At 59.7% G+C, this 25975-nt stretch carries 22 protein-coding genes and 1 tRNA gene; 17 read left to right on the top strand and 6 right to left on the bottom strand.

Features of this window, described 5'->3' with window-relative positions; genetic code table 11:
• Positions 1-79: 79 nt before the first annotated feature.
• From tnpA to NKJ73_RS19285, 4 genes are all read right to left on the bottom strand, one after another.
• Positions 80-553, bottom strand: coding sequence for an IS66-like element accessory protein TnpA (gene tnpA / locus NKJ73_RS19270; protein WP_352496699.1), 474 nt, complete (start codon positions 551-553; stop codon positions 80-82).
• 47 nt (positions 554-600) lie between these two features.
• Complete coding sequence (locus NKJ73_RS19275; RefSeq protein WP_352570640.1) at positions 601-1098, bottom strand: Crp/Fnr family transcriptional regulator; 498 nt, start codon at positions 1096-1098, stop codon at positions 601-603.
• A gap of 265 nt (positions 1099-1363) precedes the next feature.
• Positions 1364-3034 carry an aminotransferase-like domain-containing protein gene (locus NKJ73_RS19280; protein ID WP_352570816.1) on the bottom strand — a complete coding sequence of 557 codons (1671 nt, stop codon included), beginning with the start codon at positions 3032-3034 and terminating at the stop codon, positions 1364-1366.
• A 296-nt stretch (positions 3035-3330) separates the two neighbouring features.
• Positions 3331-9747, bottom strand: coding sequence for an AAA family ATPase (locus tag NKJ73_RS19285; RefSeq protein WP_352570641.1), 6417 nt, complete (start codon positions 9745-9747; stop codon positions 3331-3333).
• A gap of 397 nt (positions 9748-10144) precedes the next feature.
• Between NKJ73_RS19285 and NKJ73_RS19290 the strand changes: the two genes are divergently transcribed.
• The 8 genes from NKJ73_RS19290 to NKJ73_RS34270 all read left to right on the top strand — a co-directional run bounded on the left by NKJ73_RS19290 (position 10145) and on the right by NKJ73_RS34270 (position 15995).
• Positions 10145-10972, top strand: a complete 828-nt coding sequence (locus tag NKJ73_RS19290; protein WP_352570818.1) for an alpha/beta fold hydrolase — start codon at positions 10145-10147, stop codon at positions 10970-10972.
• Between the two features lie 181 nt (positions 10973-11153).
• A complete protein-coding gene (locus NKJ73_RS19295) occupies positions 11154-12065 on the top strand; it encodes an alpha/beta fold hydrolase (protein WP_352570820.1) in 912 nt (303 codons plus the stop codon).
• A gap of 103 nt (positions 12066-12168) precedes the next feature.
• Positions 12169-13137: an MBL fold metallo-hydrolase gene (locus NKJ73_RS19300; protein ID WP_352570642.1), complete on the top strand. Its 969-nt coding sequence runs from the start codon at positions 12169-12171 to the stop codon at positions 13135-13137.
• 138 nt (positions 13138-13275) lie between these two features.
• On the top strand, positions 13276-14025 hold the full coding sequence (locus NKJ73_RS19305; protein ID WP_502905386.1) for an SDR family NAD(P)-dependent oxidoreductase: 750 nt from the start codon (positions 13276-13278) through the stop codon (positions 14023-14025).
• A 74-nt stretch (positions 14026-14099) separates the two neighbouring features.
• Positions 14100-14573, top strand: a complete 474-nt coding sequence (locus tag NKJ73_RS19310; RefSeq protein WP_352570644.1) for a nuclear transport factor 2 family protein — start codon at positions 14100-14102, stop codon at positions 14571-14573.
• A gap of 272 nt (positions 14574-14845) precedes the next feature.
• On the top strand, positions 14846-15442 hold the full coding sequence (locus NKJ73_RS19315; protein WP_352570645.1) for a pyridoxamine 5'-phosphate oxidase family protein: 597 nt from the start codon (positions 14846-14848) through the stop codon (positions 15440-15442).
• Positions 15443-15465: 23 nt separating this feature from the next.
• Positions 15466-15852 carry a cyclic nucleotide-binding domain-containing protein gene (locus tag NKJ73_RS19320; RefSeq protein WP_502905387.1) on the top strand — a complete coding sequence of 129 codons (387 nt, stop codon included), beginning with the start codon at positions 15466-15468 and terminating at the stop codon, positions 15850-15852.
• Positions 15852-15995, top strand: coding sequence for a hypothetical protein (locus tag NKJ73_RS34270; RefSeq protein ID WP_502905388.1), 144 nt, complete (start codon positions 15852-15854; stop codon positions 15993-15995). Before NKJ73_RS19320 ends, NKJ73_RS34270 begins: the two co-directional genes overlap by 1 nt.
• A gap of 112 nt (positions 15996-16107) precedes the next feature.
• On the opposite strand, the gene NKJ73_RS19325 is transcribed toward NKJ73_RS34270, so the two are convergent.
• Together NKJ73_RS19325 and NKJ73_RS19330 are read right to left on the bottom strand one after the other, a co-directional pair.
• Positions 16108-16533, bottom strand: a complete 426-nt coding sequence (locus NKJ73_RS19325) for a DUF983 domain-containing protein (protein WP_352570646.1) — start codon at positions 16531-16533, stop codon at positions 16108-16110.
• Positions 16534-16879: 346 nt separating this feature from the next.
• The gene (locus tag NKJ73_RS19330; RefSeq protein WP_352570647.1) at positions 16880-17458 is read right to left on the bottom strand and encodes a helix-turn-helix domain-containing protein; all 579 of its coding nucleotides are present in this window, start codon (positions 17456-17458) and stop codon (positions 16880-16882) included.
• An 865-nt stretch (positions 17459-18323) separates the two neighbouring features.
• Here NKJ73_RS19330 and NKJ73_RS19335 point away from each other — a divergent pair.
• The 9 genes from NKJ73_RS19335 (at position 18324) to NKJ73_RS19375 (ending at position 25617) form a co-directional block, all read left to right on the top strand.
• Complete coding sequence (locus NKJ73_RS19335) at positions 18324-18608, top strand: hypothetical protein (RefSeq protein WP_352570648.1); 285 nt, start codon at positions 18324-18326, stop codon at positions 18606-18608.
• A 338-nt stretch (positions 18609-18946) separates the two neighbouring features.
• Positions 18947-19948, top strand: coding sequence for an SLAC1 anion channel family protein (locus NKJ73_RS19340; protein WP_352570649.1), 1002 nt, complete (start codon positions 18947-18949; stop codon positions 19946-19948).
• A 466-nt stretch (positions 19949-20414) separates the two neighbouring features.
• A complete protein-coding gene (locus tag NKJ73_RS19345; protein WP_352570650.1) occupies positions 20415-20627 on the top strand; it encodes an ATP-binding protein in 213 nt (70 codons plus the stop codon).
• The gene (locus NKJ73_RS19350) at positions 20624-21283 is read left to right on the top strand and encodes a response regulator transcription factor (protein WP_352570651.1); all 660 of its coding nucleotides are present in this window, start codon (positions 20624-20626) and stop codon (positions 21281-21283) included. The genes NKJ73_RS19345 and NKJ73_RS19350 overlap by 4 nt, the downstream gene beginning before the upstream one ends.
• 70 nt (positions 21284-21353) lie before the next feature.
• Entirely contained in the window at positions 21354-21761 is a 408-nt protein-coding gene (locus tag NKJ73_RS19355) for a response regulator transcription factor (protein WP_352570652.1), read from the top strand.
• A gap of 74 nt (positions 21762-21835) precedes the next feature.
• A complete protein-coding gene (locus NKJ73_RS19360) occupies positions 21836-22723 on the top strand; it encodes a response regulator (RefSeq protein WP_352570653.1) in 888 nt (295 codons plus the stop codon).
• Positions 22724-22903: 180 nt separating this feature from the next.
• On the top strand, positions 22904-24397 hold the full coding sequence (locus NKJ73_RS19365; RefSeq protein WP_352570654.1) for a PAS domain-containing sensor histidine kinase: 1494 nt from the start codon (positions 22904-22906) through the stop codon (positions 24395-24397).
• Positions 24398-24614: 217 nt separating this feature from the next.
• Positions 24615-25085, top strand: coding sequence for an aminotransferase class I/II-fold pyridoxal phosphate-dependent enzyme (locus NKJ73_RS19370; RefSeq protein ID WP_352570655.1), 471 nt, complete (start codon positions 24615-24617; stop codon positions 25083-25085).
• Positions 25086-25532: 447 nt separating this feature from the next.
• Positions 25533-25617, top strand: a tRNA-Leu gene (locus NKJ73_RS19375).
• Positions 25618-25975 lie beyond the last annotated feature (358 nt).

Here is a 25975-nt window from a genome sequence, read left to right on the forward strand (position 1 = left end):
CGTCTCTTGGACCAGAACCGCAAGGCTGTTGATGCCGGCCCGGAAGTCGATCGGCTCGCGGTGCAGGTAGACTTTCAGGTCAGCGCCCAGTCTGAACATGACCCAGTGCTCCGATGGTCGCCGTCAACGCATCCACATCACCGCATTCCAGCGTCAACGTCACGCCGTTCGGCAGCGACGCGCTCACCTTGGCTGGAGAGGAAAAAGGCGCTGTCCTTTTCGATGCCGATCTACGTGCCCCATCGCAAGTCCCCGGCAAATCCACCGCAGCCATGCTGCTCTGTCGCAGCAAGGCCCGATCGGAAGTGCTTTCAATCTGAACCGGGATGAACGCCGATGGTGGGGGCTGTGGGAGGGACTGGGTCTCCGCCCGCTTCTTTATCCACTTCCGAAGAAGGTTCGCATTGACCCCATGTTCGAGCGCAAGCCTCGATACCGACACGCCAGGCTCAAGACAGGCCGAGACAAGACGGTCCTTCGATGCCGGGTCGTATCGGCGTCGCCCGTCCCGACCGACAAGCCTCACCCGCAGTTTCTGCTCATCTTCTTCCATCACAAGGTGTCCACCTATTTTGGTGGACACCTCATGCATCAGAGCACTCAACAGCAAAAGGTGCGGGGAAATTCGCGCTTACGCAACCAGCGGGCCAGCCGCTCCTCGATTTTGGAGTGGCCGTTGACGAGTGCCGTCCGGGACGACTGGATGAAGAACGCGTGGGCATAGCGAAGCAGTGACTCGCGAAGGGATTGGCTCTCTGCAATCGCAAAGCGAAGAGCTTCAACCGGGAGGATCCAGCCATTACCTGCGACTTGGATATAGGTTTCATTGGGCGACTTGTCCTGGCCGAGAATAACGGCAACTCCTGTCATGCCGTCATGGCCGACGATGCCGACTTCGCTTTGCCGTCCACCGGTCATGGTGGCAACCACTGACGCGATGCCCTTCTCTGGAAAATACACACGCTCGATCGGCTGATATGAGACCTCAAGCTGGGCTTTGATGCCCAGTTCGACGTGATGCATTGATGGCTGCAATCGCGCGAAATCCTCCGAGGAGAGGGTTTTCAATACATGGTTGCGAAGAAGGGATTGGGGCATGGCTCTCTCTCCCATATGGGCAAGAGCACGTACCTCTTACTGTCGGCTGCGTCCGAAGCGCTGGCGGCCGATCTGGGAAGCATAGGCTTTAAATGTGCGGTTGGCAAAGAGTCCGTGCCTGGCGAAAGGCTGGGGGAAGGTCGGCTTCCCTCAGTGGAGTCCCGTCGGTAATGGGCGCTTCTTATGACGCCGGTCACGAATGTCTGAAACGGGTCACGACAGAGGAAGGGCGGCTTTTTGGCGTCTGAAGAAAGATTGCGGACGTTCAGCCCGGCGGGACCAAGGTCTGAAGCTGACCCTTAAACGGTCCTTCTGACTGGTCCGGCGGGATCACCGCAATGGTGTGGCTTGCGGATACCGCCCTGTTCCCGAGCGAAAGGGCAGGAGCAGTCCATTGCAGGATAGGGCCCTTCAAGGATCGCTGAGCGCAAGTGGCGCTATTGCACCGCTTCTGCGAGCTGTCTGCAATTACTGTGTGAGCGTACGCGCATCCAAGTTGGTCACGCCGAGCAGGAGCCCCTTGCCACGGGGGTGATCGGACGCACCATTGAGAGAGAGGCGACGGAGCCAAGCCGAACGAGCGGGCGCGGCGGGCGATCTGCACGTCCGATAGAGAGGCGGTTATCGAGACAATAACGGCCAAGCCAGCGGTGGCCTCGACTTTCAGCGACTCCGACCCAACCTGTGCGAGGCCATCGACCAGGGCCTGCCGCCGAGACGCGTAGAGGCGCTTCATGCGCCGCAGATGCCGAATATAGTGCCCCTCGCGCAGGAACTCGGCCACCGCGCCTTGGAGCGCTAGGGCTGGAGCCGGCGCCAGGCAGGCGCATACGTCACCGAACCGGCCAGTCAGTTCGATGGGCGCAACGACGAACCCGAGGCGCAGAACTGGGCTGATCGTCTTGCTGAAGTTGCCAATATGCAGGACCCGCCCACCGTGATCGAGCGAAGCGAGCGCTGGAGCCGCCCGGCCGGTCAGCTGCAGCTCGCTCAGATAATCGTCCTCGATGACCAGGCGTCCCTCCGCCGAGCCCAAGCGAGCAGCGCAAGCCTGCGGGGTCAGCGACATCGTCATCCCGAGCGGCGCATGTTGCCTTGGCGTGACGATCGCCAGCGCTGCGTTTTGAGCGCTCCGGATGCCGGAAGCCACATCCAGGCCTTCGGCGTCGACCGGAACGGCCGTCACGGTGATGCCGGCCAGGTCGAGCGCTTTGCGCGTGATCGGGAAGCTCGGATCCTCGATCAAGGCTCGCGATCCCTCGACCTGCAGAGCGCGCACCGCCAGACCGATCGCCCCGGCATAGCCTGCCGTGATGAACACCTGGGCGGGACTGCACCGAAGACCCCGCGCGATCCCGACATAGGCCGCGATCTCCTTTCGCAGCTGCGGATCACCCCGGGGATCGGGGTAGCTGACCGGCGCGGCCGCCGCCCGCCGCGCCGCTCGCGCGAAGACGCGCGACCAGCGCCGCCCGCCGCGCCGCTCGCGCGAAGACGCGCGACCACAGCTTGAACGGAAAGGCGTCTTGCGAGGGCACGCCCATCTGGAAGGGCAGGGGCGGCGTTCCATAGGTATGGAACAGTTCCGGCAGGGGCGGCACGTCTGGTGACCACAAGGGTGCCGACGAAGGCGACGGGCCCTCGGCGACGCGGGTGCCCGCCGCGCCGGCGCCGACCGACCCCGCGCAACTGAGGCGATCAGTAGAAGCGTATGCAGTAAACATCGCTGCCAAGCAGATCCTGCCAATCTGTGGTGGAGCCGGAGCCTGACGGGAAGGAAAGGTGGACCAGCATCTATTTCGTCAGCATCGGCGAGGGCGGCAGGCTGGCGCAGGTGCCGCGCGCCAAGACCGGGATAGAGCAGCGAGTAGCCGAGGCCAGTCAGGCCCGCTCCGATGGCGGCTAGAATGGGCCCGGGCGCAAGCCAGATCAGCATCAGCCCTGCCGCCTCGACCGCCACGAAGCCCGCGCTCCCTAAGCTGTCAGGCAGGTGGCCGAAGCACAGCCTTGCCGCGATCAGCGAAGCGGCATAAGCGGTGAAGGGACCAGACCGCTTGCGCCACGCTCGTCCATGACTGTCGCGCGGCGCTCGCGGCAAGACTGGTGCCACGCATAGGCAGGATGGCAAGCAGCGTCGCAAGCGGCAGGCCGACCGTCGCGAGTGCGATCGCGGCCAGCCGCTCGCCGCGTAAAGTGCAGATCCGATCGGCGGAGACTGTCGGCCTTGTATCGTCAATGCGAGGAGGTATGGGCTTTGTCATCGACGAAAATGGGCAAGGTAAAGCAAAAGGCACTTCCCAAGGGCACTCTCGGCTCGGCCCATATGCGACCGCCATGCGCTTCGACTATGGAGCGACAAATCGACAATCCCATGCCGATTCCTTCGCGCTTCGTAGTGAAAAAGGCTTCGAAGAGTTGCGCGCTGTTGTCCGGATCCAACCCGACTCCTGTGTCGGAAACAGTCACCAAGATGTAGCCAGAGTCACCCGGTTGAGTGTCTATATGCAGACGTCGAGGCTGATGCTGGCTCGCAGAGATCGCCTCAATACCGTTCATGATCAGATTCAAGAGGACCTGCTGCATCTGGATACGGTCCCCAAGGATGTCGGCGTCCATCGTGAGGTCTGTCTCCGCGACTATCTCATGTCGGCGCAGTTCGCCACGCGTCAGCAGCAGCACCTCGAGGATCACTTGATTGAGATTCAGTTCGCTCATCTGCGGTGGAGACTTCTTGGCCAAAGCCCGAATGCTGGCGATGATATCACCGGCGCGGTGGCCGTCCCTCACAATGCGCTCTGCGGCTTGCCGTGCCTTCGAGATATTGAGATGTTCGTCTGTAAGCCACTGCACGCAAGTTGCGGCATTTGTCACGATTGCCATCAGCGGCTGGTTGACTTCATGGGCGATCGAAACTGTCAGTTCACCCATGGCGGTCAATCTGCCCGCGCGGGCAAGGCCTGCCTGGGCTTCTCGAAGCGTAATCTCGAACCGATGCGCGTCCTCCTCTTTGGTTCGTTGTTCGGTTATGTCGAAAATCGTCCCCACGTAACTTGGAGCCTCGCTTTCATTCAACGCCAATCGCCCGCGGCTCTGAACCAACTTGACCGATCCGTCGGGCAGTACGATGCGGTGCTCGAATTCGAATTCTCCTCCGCCTGCCATTGCGGTTGCATGCACGGCTTCGACGTGGTCCCGGTCCTGCGGATGCACACGCGCCAATAGCGCCTGATAGGTGACGTCGCTTTCGCTTACGTCGAACCCGAAGATCCGTGCGCACTCCTCAGACCACGATATACGGTCTGTCCCGGCACTCCAGCTCCAGCTCCCGGTATGACTGATCCTTTGGCCCTCTGCCAGCATCGACTCGCTCTTGCTTAGAGCGTCTTCGGCGTTCTTCCGGTGTACGATGACGCTGGCGAGATGGGTAAACTGTTCCAAGATCCTTTCCTCCCATGCTGTGATCTCACGCGCTTCACGAGCATAGAGCGCTAAGGTACCGAAAACGCCGCCGGTGTCTGAGAGTATGGGCGTTGACCAGCAGGCTCTCAGTTCATGATCCAGGGCCAAGTTGCGATAATCAATCCAGAGCGGATCGGTTTTGATATCTGAGACGAAGACCCTCTCCGCGCGATAGGCTGCCGTGCCGCACGATCCGGCTGCAGGTCCAATCAGCCCGCCGTCGATAGCCTTCGTGAAGCTCGCCGGAAGGCTTGGAGCGATACAATGTCGAAGTGTGTTGGCCGCTGCATCCAGGACCAACAAGCTTGCCGGAGATCCGCCGGTCATATCTTCGATAGCTTGAACCAAGGAGTCCAGAATTGGCATCAGATCGCAGCCGTCAGCGATCATTTCAAGGAGCCGCTTCTCTGCGGAAATCAGCTCTTCGGCCCGCTTGATGTCTTCGATGTCTGTGTTCGTGCCATACCACTTTACGATTGCGCCGCTTTCATCCCGCATAGGCGAGGCCCGCACCAGAAACCTGCGGGTCGCGCCGTCGAACCGTACCATGCGCGCTTCGATTTCTCCTCCAACGCCAGTCGCCAGAACGTCCGTCCATTTCTTTACTACCTTGTGGACATCGGCAGCGTGGAAGGTGGAGATCCATACATCGCCCGTCATTGCTTGTGGCGGGATCCCGGTAAAATCGTGCCACCGCTTGTTTGCAAACTCGATCGAGCCGTCGGGTAGTGCGCTCCAGGCCAGCGCGGGGATCATGTCGAATGACTGGCGCAACTCGACTTCCGCCCCTCGCGCGTATTCCTGCGCTGTCTTGACATCCAGGAATAACTGCGCGTTTTCGATCGATATGGCCGCCTGGGAGGCAAGAACCCGCAATAGCGACAGCTTGTTCGGTGTGAACAGATGGGACGATAGGTTGTTCTCCAGATAGAGGACACCGACAAGCAGTTTCTGCTTGACCAGCGGGAGACATAAGACAGACCGTGGACACGCGCGGAGCAGATAGGGGTCGGCCGAATGCGGATTGGCAGTCAAAGCGTCATCCAGGATGATGACATCATGCGTGCGCGTGACAAAGTTTAAGATGGACTCAGGCAGCTCGCTTGCCGGTTTGGATTGACGCCGCGGATGCACGACTACGCCTTCGGCGCTGGTGATGGCCTCCGCGACGATGCGCATCTCCCCTTCCAGCGGCAGGAGCAGGAGCCCACGGACCGCGCCGGCGTGCTCAACCACCGCTGTCATCAATCGCTCGATCAACCGCTCAAGAATAATCTCGCCGGACACTGCCTGCGACACCTCGATCACAGCAGCCAGATCCAGGTGCTTCAGCTCGATCCCGCTCGCGGCTGTTCCTACGCGCGGCGATAGTTCGCCGCCCAGTTGGGGATACAGCCGATCGAGTTGGCTTACCTTGGCGTCGGCACCCCAACGAAGGTAGCAGGACCGCGCATTGCGTAGATAAGCGTCGGCGATCGTCTCGAAGCCGCGCTCTGCGTAGAACCGCGCGGCAAGCTCGTTGGCAATGCCCTCGTTATGGACGAAATCCTGCTCGCGCGCCGACCCCACAGCGTCCTCGTAAAGCCGCATGGCGTCCAAGTCCCGTCGTTCAAGACGGGCCAGCTCGGCCCCGATGAGGGCCGCGCGGTGCGTGAAGTTTTCGGGGCCGCTCTCCGCCCAGGCCGTGATTTGCTGGTGATGGGCTGCAAGCTCCTCCAATTGGCTGGATCTCTCCTCCGCCGACGCGGAGTCGTAGCGCCCCGCCCGAGCGAGTCCCGCATAGAAATGGTATTCTGGCAGCTCGATTTGAGTCGGCAGCGTCCAAAGCAAAGACGCGACCTTCGATGCTGCTGCGACGGCAGATGCGTAATCGCCGGCATAGACGCGGGCTTGCAGCTTGCGAATCCAATAGCGGGAGGCGGCGATCGCCAGTCGCGGGTTGTCCTCCAGATGTTGCTCGAACCGGAGTTCATCGAACTCTGCGTCATTGAAAGAGTTGAAATCCGGCGTTTGCCCGCGGAGGGTCCGGATAAGCCTGAGTTGCGCGACGATGACATCGCTGATGAGACCGAAGCGCGCGCGCCGCACGAATTCGAGCGCACTCTCCGCCTCTCGTTCCACTTCGCCGAGCGGCTCGCCGGAGGCGAGAAGGATGGTGACCAGGTCGACGCGGGAAAAGGCGGCAAAGGTAAGGTCACCCGCGTCCCGCGCCGCCTCAAAGGCGCGTCGCAGGAAGACTCGGCAGGTCGCCAAATGCTGCGTCCAATGGGCAAGGTGGAGCGTGAACACCGAATAGACGCTGCCGCTGAGACGGTCGAGACCTCGCTTCTCGACCAGATCCAAGGCAAGCCTGCCGAAGCGACTACCGGCCCGGGGGTTGCCCAAGTAGATGCCGAGGACGCTGCCAAGCAGCGCATAAGCGAGGCATGATCCATCGGTGTTGCCGAACTGGAGGCTGAGCGCTGCCATCCGTACAATGACGAGACGGAACAGGTTCAAGTCGGTGAACTGGGCCGGCGATAGGAGCGCGGTGAGCACGTTCATGGTCGCCCGCCGGTCGGGGTCGGTCATGAGTGGCAGATCGACCAGGGCCTCGATCGAGCCAGCCTCGATCGGCCGCCATAACCGACCATATTCCTGGCGAATGTCCTCCTCCGTCGCATGCCGCGACCACTGGAGGTCAACTCGCCGGAGATAGTCCAGGCCAACCTCGACAGCGCTGTCGCTGCGGTCCAAGGTCGTGTAGAGATTGAGGCGAACACAGGTCACGGCAGCAGCGTCAACGGTGGTCTGCGGGCGCATTGACAGCGCCGAGAGACGTGCTTCCGCTGACGCCAACTCTCCGGATAGATATTCGCACTCAGCCCAGTTCAGCTCAAGGTCGAACGTGAGTCGGTAGCACCGTTCCCATTCGTTGTTCGCCAGCAAAGCGCGGCCGGCGGTAAAATACTGCAGGGCCGAGGCATAGGCGGTTGCCGCCTTGGCCCGCTTGCCCGCTATGAGGTCAAGCCCGGCGACTTGCTCGCGCTCCTCCGGCGTGGCAATTAGCGCCGCGCCGCGAGCGAACTGGTTCACGACTTCGAAGATGCTCTCCTCGAGTTCCTCTGTCGTGGCCCGCGCTGCAAGCAGTCGGCCAATCCGAAGATGCACCATGGCACGCTCGCCTTCCGCGACGAGTGCATAAGCCGCTTCCTGCACACGGTCATGGGTGAATGCGAAGCCGCCGTCCACAATCAGGACAAGGCCCGCGAGAATGGCTTCCCAAAGCGCGTCATCCGTTGCCTGCTCGGACCGCCCGACGACGATGCTCAGCGTCATCAGCCGCGCACCATTTCCCAGGCAGGCCAGAAGCTTCACCGCCTCCAATGCCGCGCCGGACAGGCGTGCAAGTCTTCCGGCCATAAGCTCGGCGAGGTTGTCGGTGATCCCCTTGGCGCCAATACGGGCCACATCCCACCGCCATGTGCCCGCGTCCCGGTCGAAAGCGAGCAGTTCTTCGTCTCCAAGCGCTGCCAGGAACTGCCCAGCGAAAAATGGGTTACCCTCGGTCTTGTCATACACAAGCTCGGCTAAAGGCCGAACGAAATTGGCATCTGACTGTAGAGCGTCCGCCAACAGAAGCGATACTTCGTTGCGCCCTAGAGATCCAAGACGCACCTCTTCAAGCCTGCGATTGGCGTTCCGCATCATCTCCAGGGTCGGAGCGAGGGAATGAGTCGGTCCGATCTCATTGTCCCGATACGCACAGATCAACAGGAGATGTCGAACGTCCGACTCCGCAGCAAGACGCCGAATGAGCTCGATCGTGGCCGCATCCAGCCACTGCACATCGTCGATGAACAACGCCAGCGGGTGGTCCGGCCGGGCAAAGACCCCAAGGAACCGCTGAAAAACCAGGTGAAAGCGATTCTGCGCGTCCTGAGGCGGGAGATCGGGCGCCGGCGGTTGCTCGCCAATGATGACGGCGAGCTCCGGGATCAGGTTGATCATCAGTTGGCCGTTCGGCCCCAGCGCCTCGAGTAGTTCTCGCCGCCGCCGATCAAGGTCCGTTTCTTCGAGGCTCAGGATCTGGCGGACGATGCCTTGGAAAGCCTGGGCAATGGTCGCGTATGGAATGTCGCGCTTGTACTGATCGAACTTGCCGGCCGCGAACAGGCCTGGCTTTGAAACCAGCGCCTTGCGCAGTTCCCCCACCAGCGACGACTTGCCGACTCCCGCGGGACCCGACACTAGAACGACCTCCGTCTCTCCCAGTCTGGCGACGCGACCGAAGGCCTTCAGGAGGCTGTCGAGCTGACTGGAGCGTCCGTACAGGCTCTCCGGGATCCGAAGCCGGTCTGGGCGATCACTCGCTGCAATCACGAATGCGTCGACGCGTCCATATGTCGTCCATGAATCGAAACAACGCCGCAGGTCGGATTCGACCGCGATGATGGTCTGGTATCGATCTTCCGCTGTCTTGGCCAAGAGTTTGACCAAAATCGCCTCGAGGGTTTGGGGGACAGTGGGCACACGTTCACGCGGCGGGATTGGCTGGCGCGCGATATGGCAATGGATCCATTCTATGGGTTCAGAGGCGGTGAACGGCAGCTCTCCGGTCAACATCTCGTAAAGGGTGACGCCGAGGGAATAGAGGTCACTGCGCGAATCGATTGAGCGGTTCATACGGCCTGTCTGCTCGGGAGACATGTAAGGAAGCGATCCTGCCATCAGTTCCGGCGGCGCTGGAGGCTGGCGTTCGCGGGGCAGTTGGGTCGCTAGGCCAAAGCCCATGAGCCGAACATGCCAGTTATCGTCGACGAGTACGTTCGCCGGCTTGATATCCTTGTGGATCAGGCCGCAGGCATGGACCTGCCGAAGCGCTGCGACAAGCCCAATGGCCAAGTTCAGGAAATCTCCTCGTGGCAGAGGCGCGCCGAGTTGCCCGTCAAGTGGACGGCCGTCCGGGTCTTCAAGCACGAGCGCCATACGGCCTTCATGGCGTGCAAGCGCCACCGGCCGGACCGCCCAGGCGGGGTCAAGCTGGTCCGACAACGCAAGCTCTCGCTCGAGCCGTTCGAGAGTCGACCTTTGCGGTTGGAGGGAGATTGACGACAGAACAAGGATCGTTTTGCCAGACGCTCGTCCGCGATAGAGAGCGGTCTCGCCGTCTTCGCGCAACCTTTCCAGCACATATCCGGAAATGTCCATCACAGGCGGCCCCCGCTTCGCGGCAGTTAACCTTACAACCGTAGTCGTTCCGCAAGGCGGCTGGTAGCCAAAAACCAAACTACCTTTCATTAGAAGAAAGCATTTTTTGCCCAAGCGAGCTGCCGGCGGCCGCCTAACAAGTCCTCACGCAATCTCTCGCGATCTCCTTCGATCTATGCGGTTCCCTGACGTAAGTTGGAGGCATAGCAAGACGGAAGAAAGCGACGAAGGGAGTGAACAGCCCAAGCAAACCGGGTTCGAGTTTCGAGGCCTTCACGAGAGCATCGTGATCGGCGACGCGAGCCAACTCACACCGACAAAATTAGCGCTTCCGGCGTTCGCCGCCGCCACCGAGCCGACTGTCACCGCCGTCGGTTTCAATCAGAAAGGACAGACTATGAGCATGATCAGAACCAATGACGGCACCGAGATTTACTACAAGGACTGGGGCTCGGGACAGCCTGTCGTCTTCAGCCACGGCTGGCCGCTTTCCTCCGATGCCTTCGAGGACCAGATGTTCTTTCTGGCCTCCAATGGCTATCGCTGCATTGCACATGATCGCCGGGGACATGGCCGCTCCAGCCAGCCCTGGAACGGCAATGACCTCGACACCTATGCCGACGATCTCGCCGAACTCGCCGCCGCGCTTGATCTGAAGGATGCAATCCATGTCGGCCATTCCACCGGCGGCGGTGAAGTCACCCGCTATATCGGTCGGCACGGCACGGGACGAGTGGCCAAGGCCGTGCTGATTGGTGCCATCCCGCCAGTCATGCTCAGGTCGGAGAAGAACCCGGGCGGCACACCGATCGAAGCATTCAATCAGTTGCGCGCAGCCGTTCTGGCAGATCGCTCGCAATTCTGGAAGGATCTCAGTCTCCCCTTCTATGGCTACAACCGCCCTGGCGCGAAAATATCGGAAGGAGTTCGCGAGTCGTTCTGGCTCCAGAGCATGATGGCCGGCTTCCCGGCGTCTTACTTCTGCATCAAGGCCTTCTCCGAAACCGACCTCACCGAGGATTTGAAGAAGATCGACGTGCCGACGCTCGTGCTGCACGGCGACGACGATCAGATCGTCCCGATCGCCGATTCGGCGCTGCTGTCGGCGAAGCTTGTGAAGAACGCGAAACTGAAGGTGATCAAAGGTGCACCGCACGGTTTATGCACGACACACAAAGACGAGGTGAACGCGGAGCTCCTCGCCTTCATACGCCAAACGGCCTGACTCCCCACCTCCTCCCCCACAGGCCGTTGACTGCGCTAGGCGGGCAACCGCGTGCCCGCGTAGCGCCTTTCCTCAACAATCCCGGCAGCCGCCGGACAAAGGAGATCAAATGTTCACTTTCAATACCCGTCGCAACGCGCTGGTGTTTGCTGCTGCACTGCTTTCTTCGACCCCACTGCCGATGATGGTCAATGCCCCTGCAAGTGCCGCCGCTGAGACCGTGGACTCGACCACCCACTACCATACGGTCAAGATCGGTGGCGTCGACGTTTTCTATCGTGAGGCAGGGCCGGCGAACGCGCCGGTTGTGCTTCTGCTTCACGGCTTCCCGACCTCTTCACACATGTTCCGCAATCTGATCCCGGCGCTTGCCGACCGCTATCACGTGATCGCGCCCGACTACCCGGGATTTGGCGAGAGCGCGGCACCTGATCACACCAAATTCGCGTACACCTTCGCTCACTACGCCGATCTGGTGGATGGCTTGCTCGGGCGACTCGGCGCGAACAACTACGCGATGTACGTCATGGACTACGGCGCTCCGGTCGGATACCGGCTCGCGCTCAAACATCCGGAACGGGTAACCGCCTTGATCGTGCAAAACGGCAACGCTTACGAGGAGGGCCTGAAGGAATTCTGGGATCCGATCAAGGCCTATTGGGCAGACGGTTCGGCCGCGCATCGGAAGGCGCTGAGTTTCCTTGTCACGCCTGCCGTCACGAAATTCCAATACACGGACGGCGTAGCCGACGTTTCCCGGATCGACCCGGACAATTGGGGACATGACCAGGTGCTGCTCGACCGTCCCGGCAACAAGGACATTCAGCTCGATCTCTTCCACGACTATGGCAGCAACGTTCCACTCTACCCCAAATTCCAGGCATTTTTCCGCGAGCGCAAGCCGCCGATGCTGATCGTCTGGGGCAAGAACGACAAAATCTTCCCCGCCGATGGCGCCGGCCCATATCTTCGTGATTTGCCAGGAGCCGAGCTTCATTTGCTGGATACCGGGCATTTCGCGCTCGAAGACAAGCTGGACGAGATGGTTCCGCTTATCCGGGACTTCCTGGAGCGCAAGGTGGCTACTAACTGAGCCGGCGTCAGCCGCGATCTGAGCGCTGGCGGCGTTACGGCCGCCAGCGGATGGCCGCGAAAACGCACAAACACGACATGACGCACATCAAGGATGAACAATCATGTACGCCCGCCAGAATTTACTTTCGCGTCGCGGCTTTTGCCTGTGCTGCCTGGCCGCTTCCGCCGGCGCTGTTCCCGGCGGCTGGCTTACACCTCGCGAAGCATTTGCCGAGGCACGCGGCATCGTCAGCCTGATCAAGGACGGTGCCGCCGTATCGCCCATAGGCACCCACAAATTGCGCGGCAACGTCAGTGTGCTTGAGGGTTCCGGCGGCAACGTCGCGGTCCTCACTGGACCCGACGGCAAGGTGCTTGTCGATGCCGGCATCGGGGTTTCCCGCCCTCAAATGACGAGGGCGCTCGCCAATCTCGGCCCCGAGCCGATCACACATTTGATCAACACGCACTGGCATTTCGATCACACCGACGGCAATGCATGGCTGGGCTCGGCCGGAGCGAAGATCATCGCTCACCAAAACACCCGCAAATATCTCTCACAGACCCAGCGCGTCGAGGAATGGGACTATAACTTCCTGCCATTGCTCCCGGATGGACTACCAAGCGAAGTGTTCGCCGACAGGCGCGATCTGCAGCTCAATCGGGCGTCCATCGCACTGAAACGTTGCGGCCCGGCGCACACCGACAGCGACATCTCCGTCAGGTTTGGCGAAGCAGACATCGTCCATGTCGGTGATACCTATTGGAACGGCATTTATCCTTTCATCGACTATTCGACGGGCGGCAGCATCGACGGAATGATTGCTGCGTCCGACGCTAATCTCGCCGCGACAGCCGGCAAGACGATCATCATTCCGGGTCACGGCCATCCGGTCAGCAACCGAGCGGAGCTCCAGGACTTTCGCGACATGCTGGTCGCGATCCGGGAGAATGTCGCGAAGCTGAAGCGGCAAGGACGAACGCGCGACGAAACCGTGGCGGCTAAACCTACCGCTGCATTCGACGGCAAGTGGGGCAACTTCGTGATCGACCCCGGTTTTTTCACCCGGTTGGTCTACGAGGGGGTGTGAACGCCAAGGCGCAATTCGATGGATCTGCTCAGTTGAAACCTGAGCGCCGTCGATGAGGTTCGCGCGCCAGCCGCAAGCTCGGACCATACCGTCTCTCTTTATCGCTGCCGCGGCCAACTTGGATCAGGAGATTTCGTGATGGGCAAGCTCAACGGAAAAGTTGCAGTGATCACCGGCGCAACGAGCGGCATCGGTTTGGCCGCGGCAAAACGGTTTGCGGCGGAAGGCGCCCGTGTATTCATGACCGGCCGCCGAAAAAGGGAACTCGATGCGGCCGTCGACGAAGTTGGCAATGGTTCGCGAGGCATTCAGGGTGACATAGCGAACCTAGCCGATCTCGACCGCCTTTTTGAGATCGTGAAGGATGAAGCCGGCGCCATCGACATTCTATTCGCCAACGCAGGTGGCGGCGAATTTTCCGCTCTCGGCGTTATTACGGAAGAGCATTTCGACAGAACCTTTGGAGTCAACGTAAAAGGCACGCTCTTCACAGTCCAGAAGGCGCTGCCGCTTCTCCGTGACGATAGCTCGATCATCCTTACCGGATCGACCGCTGCGACCACTGGCACGCCTGGGTTCAGCGTCTACGGCGCCAGCAAGGCAGCAATTCGCAACTTCGCGCGCAGTTGGATACTTGATCTGGCCGGCCGAGGGATCCGCGTCAATATACTTGTTCCCGGCGCCACCTCTACTGCCGGCTGGCACGAGCTCGCGCCATCCGAGGAGGCACACAATGAGATGATCCGGTTCGTGTCGACAAGAACGCCGTTAGGGCGTCTCGCTGAGCCCGACGAAACCGCAAGCGCAGCCCTCTTCCTTGCTTCCAGCGACAGCAGCTTCGTCACGGGAAGCGAGCTGTTTGTGGATGGCGGCTCCGCGCAGATCTAGGTTTCAGGTTACGTCGTTGGGACCGTGACCCAACCGCTTACCAATCGGGAACACTGACTGAAAGGAGAAAGATCATGCCTGAACAACGCCTGCCGCTGCCGCCATTCACCCGCGAATCCGCCATCCAGAAGGTTCGCGGTGCAGAGGATGGCTGGAACAGCTGCAATCCCGAACGCGTGTCGCTCGCCTATACTGTTGACAGCTATTGGCGCAATCGCTCGACTTTTGTGCAGGGACGCAAGGCTATCGTCGCCTTCCTGACCGGCAAGTGGGTGCGTGAACTGGATTATCGGCTGATCAAGGAACTTTGGGCCTTCACGGACAACCGCATCGCCGTTCGCTTCGCTTATGAATATCACGACGATTCCGGCAACTGGTTCCGCGCCTATGGCAATGAGAATTGGGAATTCGATGAAAACGGCCTGATGCAAAAGCGCTTTGCCTGCATCAATGATTTGCCAATTCAGGAATCAGAACGCAAATTCTTCTGGGACCGCTCCGGACCACGTCCGGCCGATCATCCGGGCCTGTCGGATTTAGGATTGTAATCATCGGGGAACGTTCGGACGTCATTCCGGTCCTTGCCGAGATCCTCCGCGAACATGGCTTCGAAGGCGCGAGCCGCCATCGGCCAGAAGACCGGACTCGGCAACGGGCCGACCTTTCCCTCCCGGTCGGCAACCAGTGCGTGACGACGCCACCACCCTTTCGCTCTTCCGGGAAGCAAGGAAGATCTCAAAGTTGGACCCACGGATCTGCCAGATCGTCCGGTTCTCGTGCCATCTAGCCAACCGTCCTAGCGGCTCGCAGGGAGCAATGAATGGCCCACAAATTTGCCGAAATTGCGTTCACTGACGCAGTGAAGTCCGTGCAGCAAACGATGGGCAGCCGCAGCGCATATGCCCGCCGTGAAGCCGGCTCCGATATTAACGGCCAGCTTGGGCCAGATGAGATCAAGTTTGTCGCCGAGCGCGACAGCTTCTACATCGCTTCGGTCTCCGAGATCGGATGGCCCTACGTGCAGTTCCGTGGTGGGCCGGCTGGATTCCTGAAGGTTCTTGATGAACAGACTCTGGGCTTTGCGGATTTTCGGGGCAACCGGCAGTACATTACTACCGGCAACGTCGCCACGGACGACCGTATTTCGCTGCTGCTGATGGACTATCCGAACAGGCGCCGTCTCAAGATATTCGGTCGAATGCATGTCATCGGTACCCGAGATGATGCGGCGGTCACGGCAAGGCTGACACTCGCGGACTATGCTTCAGTGGTCGAACGCGTGATGCTCATCACGATCGAGGCCTTCGACTGGAACTGCCCGCAACACATAACGCCCCGCTTTACCGAAAACGAGATTGCGGCGGCTTTCGCGAGTCACCTGGAGGGCAGTGCCAAGAATTGCGGGCCGTCATCGTAGCGAACCCATTGAGGAGTGGACGGATGCAGAACAAATACCAGACGTCGGAAGCGCCGATCCTCGGCCTAGTTCTAGCCGCCGGCGAGGTGCCGATCTTCCGCCCCAAGCGTTCCCCACGCTGGTGGAAGCGGATATCGACGCATGCGCCGCTTCGGCGGAGCCAGCGGCTTTGCCGCCGGCGAGCACATCATCAAGGCCGGCGATGTGGCGCCCGGCCTGATTGTGGTGTTGTCGGGCAAAGTGGACATCACCAGGATGGCCTTGGGCGGCGCGAGACGATTGTCAGCCATGGCCCGGGCAGCTTCGTTGGCGAACTGGCGCAGCTTTCGGCTCGCCCGTCGCTGGTCAATGCCGAGGTCGCCGAGCCGGTCGAGGCGTTCGTCATTCCCTCCGGAGGGTGCGTGACCTGATGGTTCAGGAAGCTAACCTCGGCGAGCGCATCATGCGGGCGCTGATCCTGCGCCGTGTTGGGCTCTTGGAAAGCGCCACCAGCGGGCCGATCATCATCGGACCCTCCTCGCCAATTATGCGGAGCGCGGCTGTCCAGGCGTGAGGGAATCCTGTCAATGCTGATGACGCGATAAAGCGTTGTTAGTCACGACGGCCGTCGCACGCGACTAGGTGCTTCGGCACCACAAATTGCCGTGCCGTATCCGGTTGCGAATTTATGCGTCCTCTGCTTTCGCCGCTCTGCGCGCAGCATCGGCGTGCCATTCCACATCTATCAAGCCCTCGTGCGCCTTGTGGAAGTACTGCGAACACACGAGCCACCCCTTAAGCGGGCGAAGCAGTGCCATGCAGCAGAAAATCGTCAGCGGCAATGTTGTGAGGCCGTGAACCCACAGCGGCAGCCCGAAGCTGGTCTGAAACCAGATACCAAATGCCAGCGCCGGAACCGCCGCGATTGTCATGGCAAAGAACGCTGGGCCGTCAGCCGGGTCTGCAAACGAGTAGTCCAAACCGCAAACCTCACAGCGAGGCGCCAGCTTCAGATACCCGGCGAACAAAGAGCCTTTTTGGCAGCGGGGACAAAGCCCCTTGATCCCGGTGAGCATCGGGTTTGTGGTCGGGGAATAGCTCGCGTCAGCCATGTCCATTCTCCTTTGTAAAGAACGGGACGTTTCACGCCCGCGCAGCGAACCAGCAAAATCCAAGACTTCCGCAAGTTGACAGCGATTAAGGCTGGCTGGCTTTTATTGAGCTTCGCCCCAACGCCGCTCGGTCGTCGGGCTCCTGCCAATCGCCTTTTACGCTGACCGGACGATCAGGTGAGCACGAAGCCAGCCAAAAGCACCGCAAGCAAAAGCGAAAGGGGTACAGCAAGAAGCCAACGAGCCTCCAAAATGCTGTTGTGCCGATCGTCCGTTGTCTCGTGTCTCCTGACACCGATTTTGGCCGCACGCAGTGCAGGACCAAGAGGTTCCGATGGTGCCCCGTTCATGCTGCACCGGCGGATTGGCTTCCGATTGGATGAGGGCGGCTCGTTTCGGCCTGACCATCGGTGAGGTTTCGCCGACGCCACGCGCCTGGGGTGTCGCCTAATTCGCGCCGGAAGAGTTTCGAAAGGTGCGCTTGATCTGATAGGCCGCACTCGAGCGCGATCTGACTTAGCGGGTCATCTGTGGACAGCATTAGCCGCTGAGCCAATTCCAGCCTCAGGCGCGTAATGTGGACGTGCGGACTCGTCCCAAAGCTTTCTCTGAAGGTGTGACAGAAGTGACTGACGCTTAGTCGGACCTGCTCGGCGAGCTTCTCCAGGCGAAGAGGCCGCTCCAGATGCTCTCTGAGGTAGTGATCGAGCTTGCGCATCTGCCAAGGCGCCAAGCCGCCGCGAACGAGCGCCGATTCTGCCGTCGTTGGTAGAGTAAAGAGCGTGACCAAACGCAAGGCAGCAACGCGTCCGGCCTCCCTATTTCGCCCTATCGCTCTGCGGACATCATCGAGGAGCGTCATCGCTTCAACTGAATACTCTCTTTGACTGGTGGCCTTTGAGTAGATGCTCGTGTGCGTATTCATCAGACATCTCCAGTGAGCCGTCGCGAGTTGCGGCAGGTCCTGTTTCGTTGTGCCCAATTACTCAATCAGAGATCGCAGAGATGCGCCCGTTAGGCCTTGTGGAATGCTGCTAGAAGTTAGCGGTTCTGATGCCTCCAGCCGGCCGCTTTAGTGCGCTTTCTCAGCGGGCAAACGGGCCGCCGTGCGGCCGCGCGAAAGTGCCACCGAGCCGCTTGCAGCCATCGACGCGATATATCGGGCGGCAGATTACCGCCTCGCCTCGATGGACGAAGTGGTTCTTAAAATGCGACCGCTCCGCATTAATCCTGAGAATTTGTCACTTCCAGAAATATAGCCAAAATCCCATCCGAATAGGAAATATCCAACAGCTCTTAATGGCGTATCTAGATTTAATGATCGCCTCACGAACTAGGGCGTGGCGGTCGATATATAACGAGTCATTTAGAATGGAACCTAAAATGGCGCAAACAAGAAACTCACTGCATACCAGCAAACGCCACACTGATGGCGATCGGGACGCCAGCGTGCCCCGCAGCGCTCACAGCCACTTGGACGTAGGGGTTTCGCCTCCCGGTGCTCATGGCAGTGGCGCCTATCAGGAGCAGATCTTCGCCGCTGGCTGGTCAGTCTGTTTTGAAGGTGCGGTGAGGATTGCGACCCGAAAAACTGGCGATGCTTATTTCCTGAGGGCTCGTCTCAACATCAGTCTGGCGGGCTTGGAGCGTTAAGTCGCTCCGGCCATCACGGAGGCGTGCACACCTAGTGCCCAGCGCCGGTCCGGCTAGCCCTAGCCAACGACAGATTACCAAACCGGCCGTCGATGGGACGATCGCTGAACCCCAGAGAAAGACAATACCATGAAACCATGAACATCAAAGTTATCTATATCGGTACGGCACTTGCTCTTTCCGCCGGTGGCATTGCCTTTGCCGGCGCGCTGGACGTCTACGACCCCCTCGCCACAAGGCCGTTCTCCACCGGTTCCATACAAGCCTACACGGGCTCCACTTCGAAAGCGAAATTCAAGGCAACCTTCATGGCGATGCCGAAAGCCAAGCGCGAGAAAATTATGAAAAAGTGCCAGGACGCGGCCATGAGCAAGCCCTACGCCGAGTTCTGTGGGGATCTGAACGCGCTTGCCGGCTCGTGACTCGCCCTAGCTTGGCCTGAAGCCCTGTTGGTACGATTGATTGATGGCGGGCCACGGCACCTGCCATCATTTGACTTCATAGCGGAGCCGCTCCCGCCGGCAGTTATCGAAAAAGCGAAATATTGGCAGAGGCCCTCACTGCATACCGCATTCAAGTGGAACGCTCCGTTTGTTGTGAACCTCGAAGAATTCGAATGGGACTGTGCACAAGACATCAGCCTCCGCTTCGCAATAGCTAGGCGGGAGCAAATCGTGGCGCCTCCTCATTCCAGGATCAGGGAACTCCAGTCCTCGATCGCAGCACGGCATATACCGCGGGCAATTGCGGAAAGAGCGAGATGCAAAACAATAGTTTGAAGCCAGATGCATCAATCGCTGGCTGGCGTGCGCTTGAATCGTTGCCGGTCGCACTCTTCGGTGGGGTTATGGGGTTGACCGGCCTCAGCGTGGCCTGGCGCCTTGCTCACGTAAGATTTGAGGTACCCATGTTTATTTCGGTATGGGTCGGTGGGTTCGCTGTGATTGCATTCGTAATGGTGGCGGTCGGATACGCTGTGAAGGTCTCGATTGCGCCAGATACGGTTCAAGCCGAATTGGGCCATCCGACTGCGGGCACCATGTTCGGCACATTGCTTGTTAGTTTGCTATTGCTGCCACTCGTACTCGCTCCCGTATGTTTGGCGCTTGCTCAGACAATGTGGGCGCTGGGCGCGCTGGGCATGCTTGTCTTTGCGTTGTTGATCGTCAGTCGCTGGATCAATAATCGCCAAGAGATCGTCCATGCCACGCCGGCATGGATAGTGCCGGTCGTCGGCCTGCTGGATGTTCCGCTTGCCGTCCCTTTGCTCAATTTACCGCCCATGCATGGCGTGATGGTCCTAGGGCTGTCAGTCGGTCTGTTTTTCGCCGTTCCGCTATTTACGATCATCTTCTCCCGGCTGGTGTTTGGGCCCCCAATGGCTGACGCACTGCAGCCGTCGCTGATGATCCTTGTGGCACCATTTGCGGTTGGCTTTTCAGCGTATGTCTCGACGGTCGGAAAAGTCGATCTGTTTGCCGAAGCTTTGTACGTCATAACTCTCTTCTTGCTTGTCGTGTTGGTCGGAAGGTTGCGCTATCTCCCGATCTGCTGTCCATTTAGAATCTCGTGGTGGGCCGTGAGCTTTCCCCTGGCAGCATCAGCCATTGCAGCATTGCGATTTGCTCAAGCAGAGCCCGGGTGGCTTACGGACGCTATCGCTCTCATGCTGTTGGCGTTCGCGACGGTGATCATTGTGTGGCTACTCATCCGCACGTTGGGCGGCATCGCGCTCGGCGAACTGAGGACCCTGAGCAGCTGATTGAGCGCGCTCGAGACGATCTCGCGGACGATCCCATTCGGTGCCACCGGTTCAACAAGGAATGTCAGGAATTCTGTGCCGAGACCATGATTGAAGGAGAGGATCACACGTGGCTGTCGAGGACGAACTTCAGGACCAGAACCTTGCTGCCGCGATCCCACGCAGGTGTTTGCCCGATGAATTCTCGACAACCACCTTGAGGCGAGAGCAGCGACGGGAAAATCACTGTCGCAACGGCCATTGGCGGAAATCGGCACTGATAAGCACTCGAATACCCCGCTGCCGATCCCGCGACGGTGCGGGAGCATCATGGTCCCAGTTCGAGTGTTAGAGCGCGTGAGCACGCGTGAGACCGTATGAAGTGCAACGTCGGCGGACAGTGTCAGGCGAGTTCGGCCTATCGGCGTTCCGGAGAAGGAGATAGAGCTGTAAGAGAGATTGCCGAACCACCCGGGGACCAACTCAAATGGACGTCGCAGTGTCAGTTGGAGCGGTTTCGGACGCCGACCATATGTTTGGGGCATTTGTCACGACCAGAGTCTGCGGAAGAGGCATGGGATTTTCAATCTGCCGCTCGATTATAGAAGCTCACGGCGGTCGCTTGTGGGCGTGGAAGAAATTCCGTGGCAGCATCTTCCACTTCACGGTGCCTTCTGCAGATCGGGATGAGCGTCCATGACCCAGCCCTCCAGGCCGAGCAAGGCGACCGTCATCGTAATCGACGATGACGAAGGCGTCCGGGAGGCGTTGCAGGGCCTTTTGGAATCCGTGGGATTGTATGTCGAGGTTTTTGGCTCGGTGCAGGAATTCCTCGATGCGAAGCGGCCGGCGTCACCGGGCTGCATGATCCTCGACATTCGCCTGCCGGGGCAAAGCGGACTGGAGTTTCAGGAGGCGCTGGCCCAGTCAGAGAGCACCAGCCCTATTATCCTGATCAGCGCCTATGCCGATGTACCGATGTCAGTACGGGCAATGAAAGCCGGGGCCATCGAAGTCCTGACCAAACCGGTGCGAGAGCAGGAACTTCTCGAGGCCGTGCAACGGGCGATCGAACAGGATTCAGCTCGCCGAAGTAACGCGCAGGTCCGCGCTTTGATTAAGGCTAGATTTGGCAAACTAACCGAGCGCGAGCGTCAGGTTATGGCCTTCGTCGTTACGGGGATGCAAAACAAGCAGATCGCGGCCGCCATGGCGGTAACCGAGGCAACCGTGAAGCTTCACCGTGGCCAGGTTATGCGTAAGATGGAGGCGGGCTCCGTCGTGGAACTCGTAAGAATGGCTGACGGTTTGGGCCAGAGCCAAGCAAAGCCCACCGGAACCTCGACTAGAGTCTAGTCCCGCCCCCACTATGAACTAGCAGCGCCGGACTCCCGTCCAGTTGCGGAACATCGATCCTCGCTCCATCATGGCCAGCGTGAAGAAACAAAAAGAAGCCACGACGCGGGCGCCGCTGATTGCCTGTGTAGATGACGATGCCAGCGTGAGGGAAGCGCTGGAAGGTTTCCTATTGGCCTTCAATTTTGAGGTCGCCACATTTGCTTCAGCTGAGAGTTTTCTGGCATCAAATTCCATCGATTCCGTTTCGTGCCTAATAACCGACGTGAGGCTTGGCGGAATGTCCGGGTTGCAGCTTCAGAAGAGCCTGATCGCCAGAGGCCGTCTGATCCCGACGATCGTCATTACCGCATTCTCCGAAAAAGGGTTTCGCGAATCAGCGATGGAGAATGGAGCGATAGCGATGCTGCTGAAACCGATCACTGCCAATAGGCTCCTAGCCGCCGTGAACACGGCTCTGAATCGCGGCAAGGCTTGACTGTATCGAAAGTTCATCCGGGAGATCTAATAAAGTCAGAGGCAGTATCTTAAGAAAGCCTGAGGGATGCGTACATGCACGGGTCGGAATCGCAGATATCCACGGCTATCGGCCGGACAGGTGAGGAGCCGGAGTCATTTGGGGAGCGCCCTTTGCGTTTCCGACGGTTCTGCGTGTTGCCTCGATCGCGTGTCTTGCTATGTGACGGTCGTCCGGTCCCGATCGGCAGCAGAGCTTTCGATCTCCTGACGGCATTGTTGCGGGTGCGTGGCACGATCGTCGAGAAGAATGGCATCCTGAAGTGCGTATGGCCGTCCACTATCGTCGACGACAGTAACCTCCGATTTCAGATGGCTGCGCTGCGAAGGGTGCTCGGGTCGGACGGAGATATGATCAAGACCATTCCTGGCCGCGGTTACCTTTTCGCGGACGATGACGTCACAGAGAATCCGGCGCCTCCACCCATGGAGAAAACATCGGAACACGAGACTGTGCCGGAATGGTTGCGGCTGGTTCCGAGTCCCGAAGCCCCGTCTCGCACCGCGGCGCCCTATGTAGCTGTGGTAGACGACGAGCCCGAGATTAGGGAGGCCTTGGTCGGCTTAATAGAGTCGGCGGGCCTATGCGCTGAGGCTTTCCCCTCCGTACGCGCTTTCCTCGATAGCGATCGTCCTTCGCCGCCAAGCTGTCTTGTGCTGGACGCATGGCTTCCCGAACACGGCGGACTGGATTTTCAGGCCGACCTGGCCAAAGCAAAGGTGCGGCTTCCACTGATCTTCATAAGCGGTCACGCCGATGTGGCAATGTCGGTGCGCGCCATGAAAGCAGGGGCGATTGAATTCCTGACCAAGCCAGTCCGGCACGAGGAGCTCCTGAACGCGATCAAATTTGCAATGGCTGCTGACATTGCCGCTTTCCGACCTGGTTCGCCACCAGAGCATGTGAGGCAGTTGAGGTCGTGATTTAGCGAAGTCTCTGGTCACCAAACAATTTGAGATATCCAGCTCACCGGACCTTGAACCCATTCGCACTGGCTTCGGTGGAGAACATATATTAAGTGGAGGGCATATAACAAAAACGATGTCGATCATCGTTTGTATGGTGGCGCGTTTCGGCCGGCCGTGGTCGGGAAGGGACCTGCAATGCAGGGTGAGCTTGGCGGTGCCGTTGATGAGTTACCCGGACTTGTATGGACGGCCGCGCCCGACGGACAAATTGACTTTCTGAATCAGCGCTGGCGCGAATACACTGGTGTGGCGTTAGCAGAGTTACGTGGCCGAGGTTGGCAGATTCGCGTCCACCCGGAGGACCTTCCCCGACTTCTCGCCGGCTGGCGAAGCGTTCTAGCGTCGAGTGCGCCCGTTCAAGCGGAAGTTCGTCTGGGTGGGGCGGACGGGGAATATCGCTGGTTCCTGTTTCTCGCTCGCCCCTCTCTTGACCCGGCCGGCCAAGTCATCAAGTGGTCGGGATTCAGCACCGACATCGACGATCGAAAGCGTGCCGAAGAAGAGCTGCGGGAGAGCGCAGCGAGATTCCGAGACTACGCCCAAACTGCCTCCGATTGGCTGTGGGAAATCGGTACGGATTACAATTACACGCTGTTGACCGAGAATGCGTTTGGTTCAGACCCAGCGGATCGGATTGGCACGAAGTGCTGGGATCATGCTCTCGACTTCGAAACGGAACCGGAGAAATGGCGGCTTGTTCTTGAGACCCTTGATACGCGCAAACCGTTTCGCGACTTCGTATTTTGCTCTGCGGACGGCACCGGTTCTCCGATGTACGTGAAAGCCAGCGGCAAGCCCGTGTTTGACGCCGCCGGAGAATTCAGCGGCTACCGCGGCACAGGGTCCGATGTGACGGCAATCATTCGCGCCGAGCGCGCGGAGGCGTCCTTGTGGACAGCGCAGGCCGACCTCGCTCACATGAGCCGCGTTACGACTTTGGGGCAGCTCACGGCTTCTATTGCCCACGAGCTCACCCAGCCGATCGCGGCCGCGCTCCTCAACGCGGAGACCGCGCTGAGCTGCCTCACTCGCAAGCCGCCAGACGTCGTACACGCGACAGAGGCGATCAACCGCTTCGTGAACGACGGCATGCGCGCCACCGACATTATTGAACGGACGCGCGCGCTGATTAAGAAGGCCCCTGCACGAAAGGACAACCTGGAAATAAATCTTGCAATTTCGGAAATTGTTGGACTCACTCGCAGTGAAGTATCGAAAAATGGTGTTCAGATGCAGATCCAGTTGGCGGAGGGCTTGCCAGTGGTTCAAGGCGATCGCGTACAGCTTCAACAAGTCATGCTGAATTTGATCATGAACGCCGTCGAGTCGATGAGCCAAATGAGTGACGACCGTCGAGAACTGCTGATCAGCACCCAACCCGAGGAGGATTGCGTTCTCGTTGCGGTGCGGGACTCTGGCCCTGGGCTGCCCGAAGTCGCCTTGGAGCGAGCCTTTGAGGCGTTCTATACGACGAAGTCGAGCGGCTTAGGGATGGGACTATCGATCTGCCGTTCGATCGTCGAAGCTCACGGAGGACGATTGTGGGCGGCCGCGAATTTTCCAAAAGGTGCCGCTTTTCAATTCACGGTGCCCGTTATCTCGGGTCCGGGGACAGTACCATCCCACTGAAGCCTGTCCGCAGCGCGACGGCTAATTGCTTCCACCGCCTGAAATCGAGGAGCGTAACTGAAATATCTTTGCCATGGCCGTGCCCATGAAATCCTCTATCGGAGCCAAGGGGCGCTGTCCCAGGCAGTCCCTACCAGGTGTTCATCGCGGCAGGCTATTCCATTCCGGGGCGATGGGTCTGGCGGTGCGCGCTCTGCAGGTCGAGGGATCGCGAGCCTTGATCGAGGATCCGAGCTTCCCGATCACGCGCAAAGCGCTCGATTTGGCCGGCATCACCGTGACGCCCGTTCCGGTCGACGCCGAAGGCCTGGATGTGGCTTCCGGCGTCCGGAGCGCTCAGGACGCAGCGCTGGCGATCGTCACGTCAGGGCAACATGCGCCGCTTGGGATGACGATGTCGCTGACCCGCAGGCTTGTGTTGCTCGCTTGGGCTCGGCGGAGCCACGCCTGGATCATCGATGACAATTATATGAGCGAGCTGCAGCTGACCGGCCGGGCGGCTCCAGCGCTCGCTTCGCTCGATCACGGTGGGCGGGTCCTTCATATTGGCGGCTTCAGCAAGACGATCAGCCCAGTCCTGCGCCTCGGGTTCGTCGTTACGCCCATCGAACTGACTGGCCGATTCGGTGACGTATGCGCCTGCCTGGCGCCGGCTCCAGCTCTAGCGCTCCAAGGCGCGGTGGCCTAGTTCCTGCGCGAGAGGGGCACTATATTCGGCATCTGCGACGCATGAAGCGCCTCTACGCGTCTCGGCGGCAGACTCTGCTCGACGGCCTCGCACAGGTCGGGTCGGGGTCCCTGAAAGTCGAAGCCACCGCTGGCTTGGCGGTCATTGTCTGCTTGGGGATTGTCCGTAGGTGGCGCGAGTTATCGTCCGGAAAGGCCGGCTCGGAAGCCATTCGCCCGCGAAACAAACTCGGCCTTGGACCATGCCAAGTGAACGAGGGTCGTACTAGGAGTCGGTGCCAAATGGCTAGGTTGGGAGCGTTCGGCTCGTGAGCGAATTAAAAGGCACGAATTTCGCGGGGAAATCGCTCCGGACTTCATGGAATACCTTGTGGCACATACGCGCTCCAGGAGCCACACAGGAGTCGCGGGGTCTCGCAAACACCGCGAACGGACTTGGTGGTTGCATGCGGGTGTGGTGGAATTGGTAGACGCGCTGGATTCAAAATCCAGTTCCGAAAGGAGTGTCGGTTCGATGCCGACCACCCGCACCAACTATCGGCCAACGAACTTTGAGAACGGCGATCATTTCACCGTCGCACCAGAGTCCGAATCGAATCGTGTCTGCCACCCCACCTCTATCAGGATACTCCGCAATGTCCGGTGATCCAGCGGAAGGATGAGCGTTGCTCCCGAAGGCAGCACTCAGCATGTTCGGTTGGATGGGTTTAAAGCTCGAGCTGCAGAATAGGGCAGCGGCGAAACGCCTGTCCGAGCATGCACATCGTAGCGTCAGGGGGATAGTGATGGCGGAGGACCGCTGTCTATGGAATCGCGTCAAATCACCAGTACATACATCGGCTATTTGAGGTTCGCCTCAAGCTTTTCATCCCCAAAAGAATTGCCTCCCAG

This window comes from Mesorhizobium sp. M0074 (genome assembly GCF_040322975.1).
GTDB lineage: Bacteria > Pseudomonadota > Alphaproteobacteria > Rhizobiales > Rhizobiaceae > Mesorhizobium.

Bases quoted from the DNA above. Each gene is read 5' to 3' on its own strand.
- tnpA (WP_352496699.1), bottom strand. From the start codon at position 553: ATGGAAGAAGATGAGCAGAAACTGCGGGTGAGGCTTGTCGGTCGGGAC.
- NKJ73_RS19275 (WP_352570640.1), bottom strand. From the start codon at position 1,098: ATGCCCCAATCCCTTCTTCGCAACCATGTATTGAAAACCCTCTCCTCG.
- NKJ73_RS19280 (WP_352570816.1), bottom strand. From the start codon at position 3,034: ATGCTGATCTGGCTTGCGCCCGGGCCCATTCTAGCCGCCATCGGAGCG.
- NKJ73_RS19285 (WP_352570641.1), bottom strand. From the start codon at position 9,747: ATGGACATTTCCGGATATGTGCTGGAAAGGTTGCGCGAAGACGGCGAG.
- NKJ73_RS19290 (WP_352570818.1), top strand. From the start codon at position 10,145: ATGAGCATGATCAGAACCAATGACGGCACCGAGATTTACTACAAGGAC.
- NKJ73_RS19295 (WP_352570820.1), top strand. From the start codon at position 11,154: ATGATGGTCAATGCCCCTGCAAGTGCCGCCGCTGAGACCGTGGACTCG.
- NKJ73_RS19300 (WP_352570642.1), top strand. From the start codon at position 12,169: ATGTACGCCCGCCAGAATTTACTTTCGCGTCGCGGCTTTTGCCTGTGC.
- NKJ73_RS19305 (WP_502905386.1), top strand. From the start codon at position 13,276: ATGGGCAAGCTCAACGGAAAAGTTGCAGTGATCACCGGCGCAACGAGC.
- NKJ73_RS19310 (WP_352570644.1), top strand. From the start codon at position 14,100: ATGCCTGAACAACGCCTGCCGCTGCCGCCATTCACCCGCGAATCCGCC.
- NKJ73_RS19315 (WP_352570645.1), top strand. From the start codon at position 14,846: ATGGCCCACAAATTTGCCGAAATTGCGTTCACTGACGCAGTGAAGTCC.
- NKJ73_RS19320 (WP_502905387.1), top strand. From the start codon at position 15,466: ATGCAGAACAAATACCAGACGTCGGAAGCGCCGATCCTCGGCCTAGTT.
- NKJ73_RS34270 (WP_502905388.1), top strand. From the start codon at position 15,852: ATGGTTCAGGAAGCTAACCTCGGCGAGCGCATCATGCGGGCGCTGATC.
- NKJ73_RS19325 (WP_352570646.1), bottom strand. From the start codon at position 16,533: ATGGCTGACGCGAGCTATTCCCCGACCACAAACCCGATGCTCACCGGG.
- NKJ73_RS19330 (WP_352570647.1), bottom strand. From the start codon at position 17,458: ATGAATACGCACACGAGCATCTACTCAAAGGCCACCAGTCAAAGAGAG.
- NKJ73_RS19335 (WP_352570648.1), top strand. From the start codon at position 18,324: ATGAACATCAAAGTTATCTATATCGGTACGGCACTTGCTCTTTCCGCC.
- NKJ73_RS19340 (WP_352570649.1), top strand. From the start codon at position 18,947: ATGCAAAACAATAGTTTGAAGCCAGATGCATCAATCGCTGGCTGGCGT.
- NKJ73_RS19345 (WP_352570650.1), top strand. From the start codon at position 20,415: ATGGACGTCGCAGTGTCAGTTGGAGCGGTTTCGGACGCCGACCATATG.
- NKJ73_RS19350 (WP_352570651.1), top strand. From the start codon at position 20,624: ATGACCCAGCCCTCCAGGCCGAGCAAGGCGACCGTCATCGTAATCGAC.
- NKJ73_RS19355 (WP_352570652.1), top strand. From the start codon at position 21,354: ATGGCCAGCGTGAAGAAACAAAAAGAAGCCACGACGCGGGCGCCGCTG.
- NKJ73_RS19360 (WP_352570653.1), top strand. From the start codon at position 21,836: ATGCACGGGTCGGAATCGCAGATATCCACGGCTATCGGCCGGACAGGT.
- NKJ73_RS19365 (WP_352570654.1), top strand. From the start codon at position 22,904: ATGCAGGGTGAGCTTGGCGGTGCCGTTGATGAGTTACCCGGACTTGTA.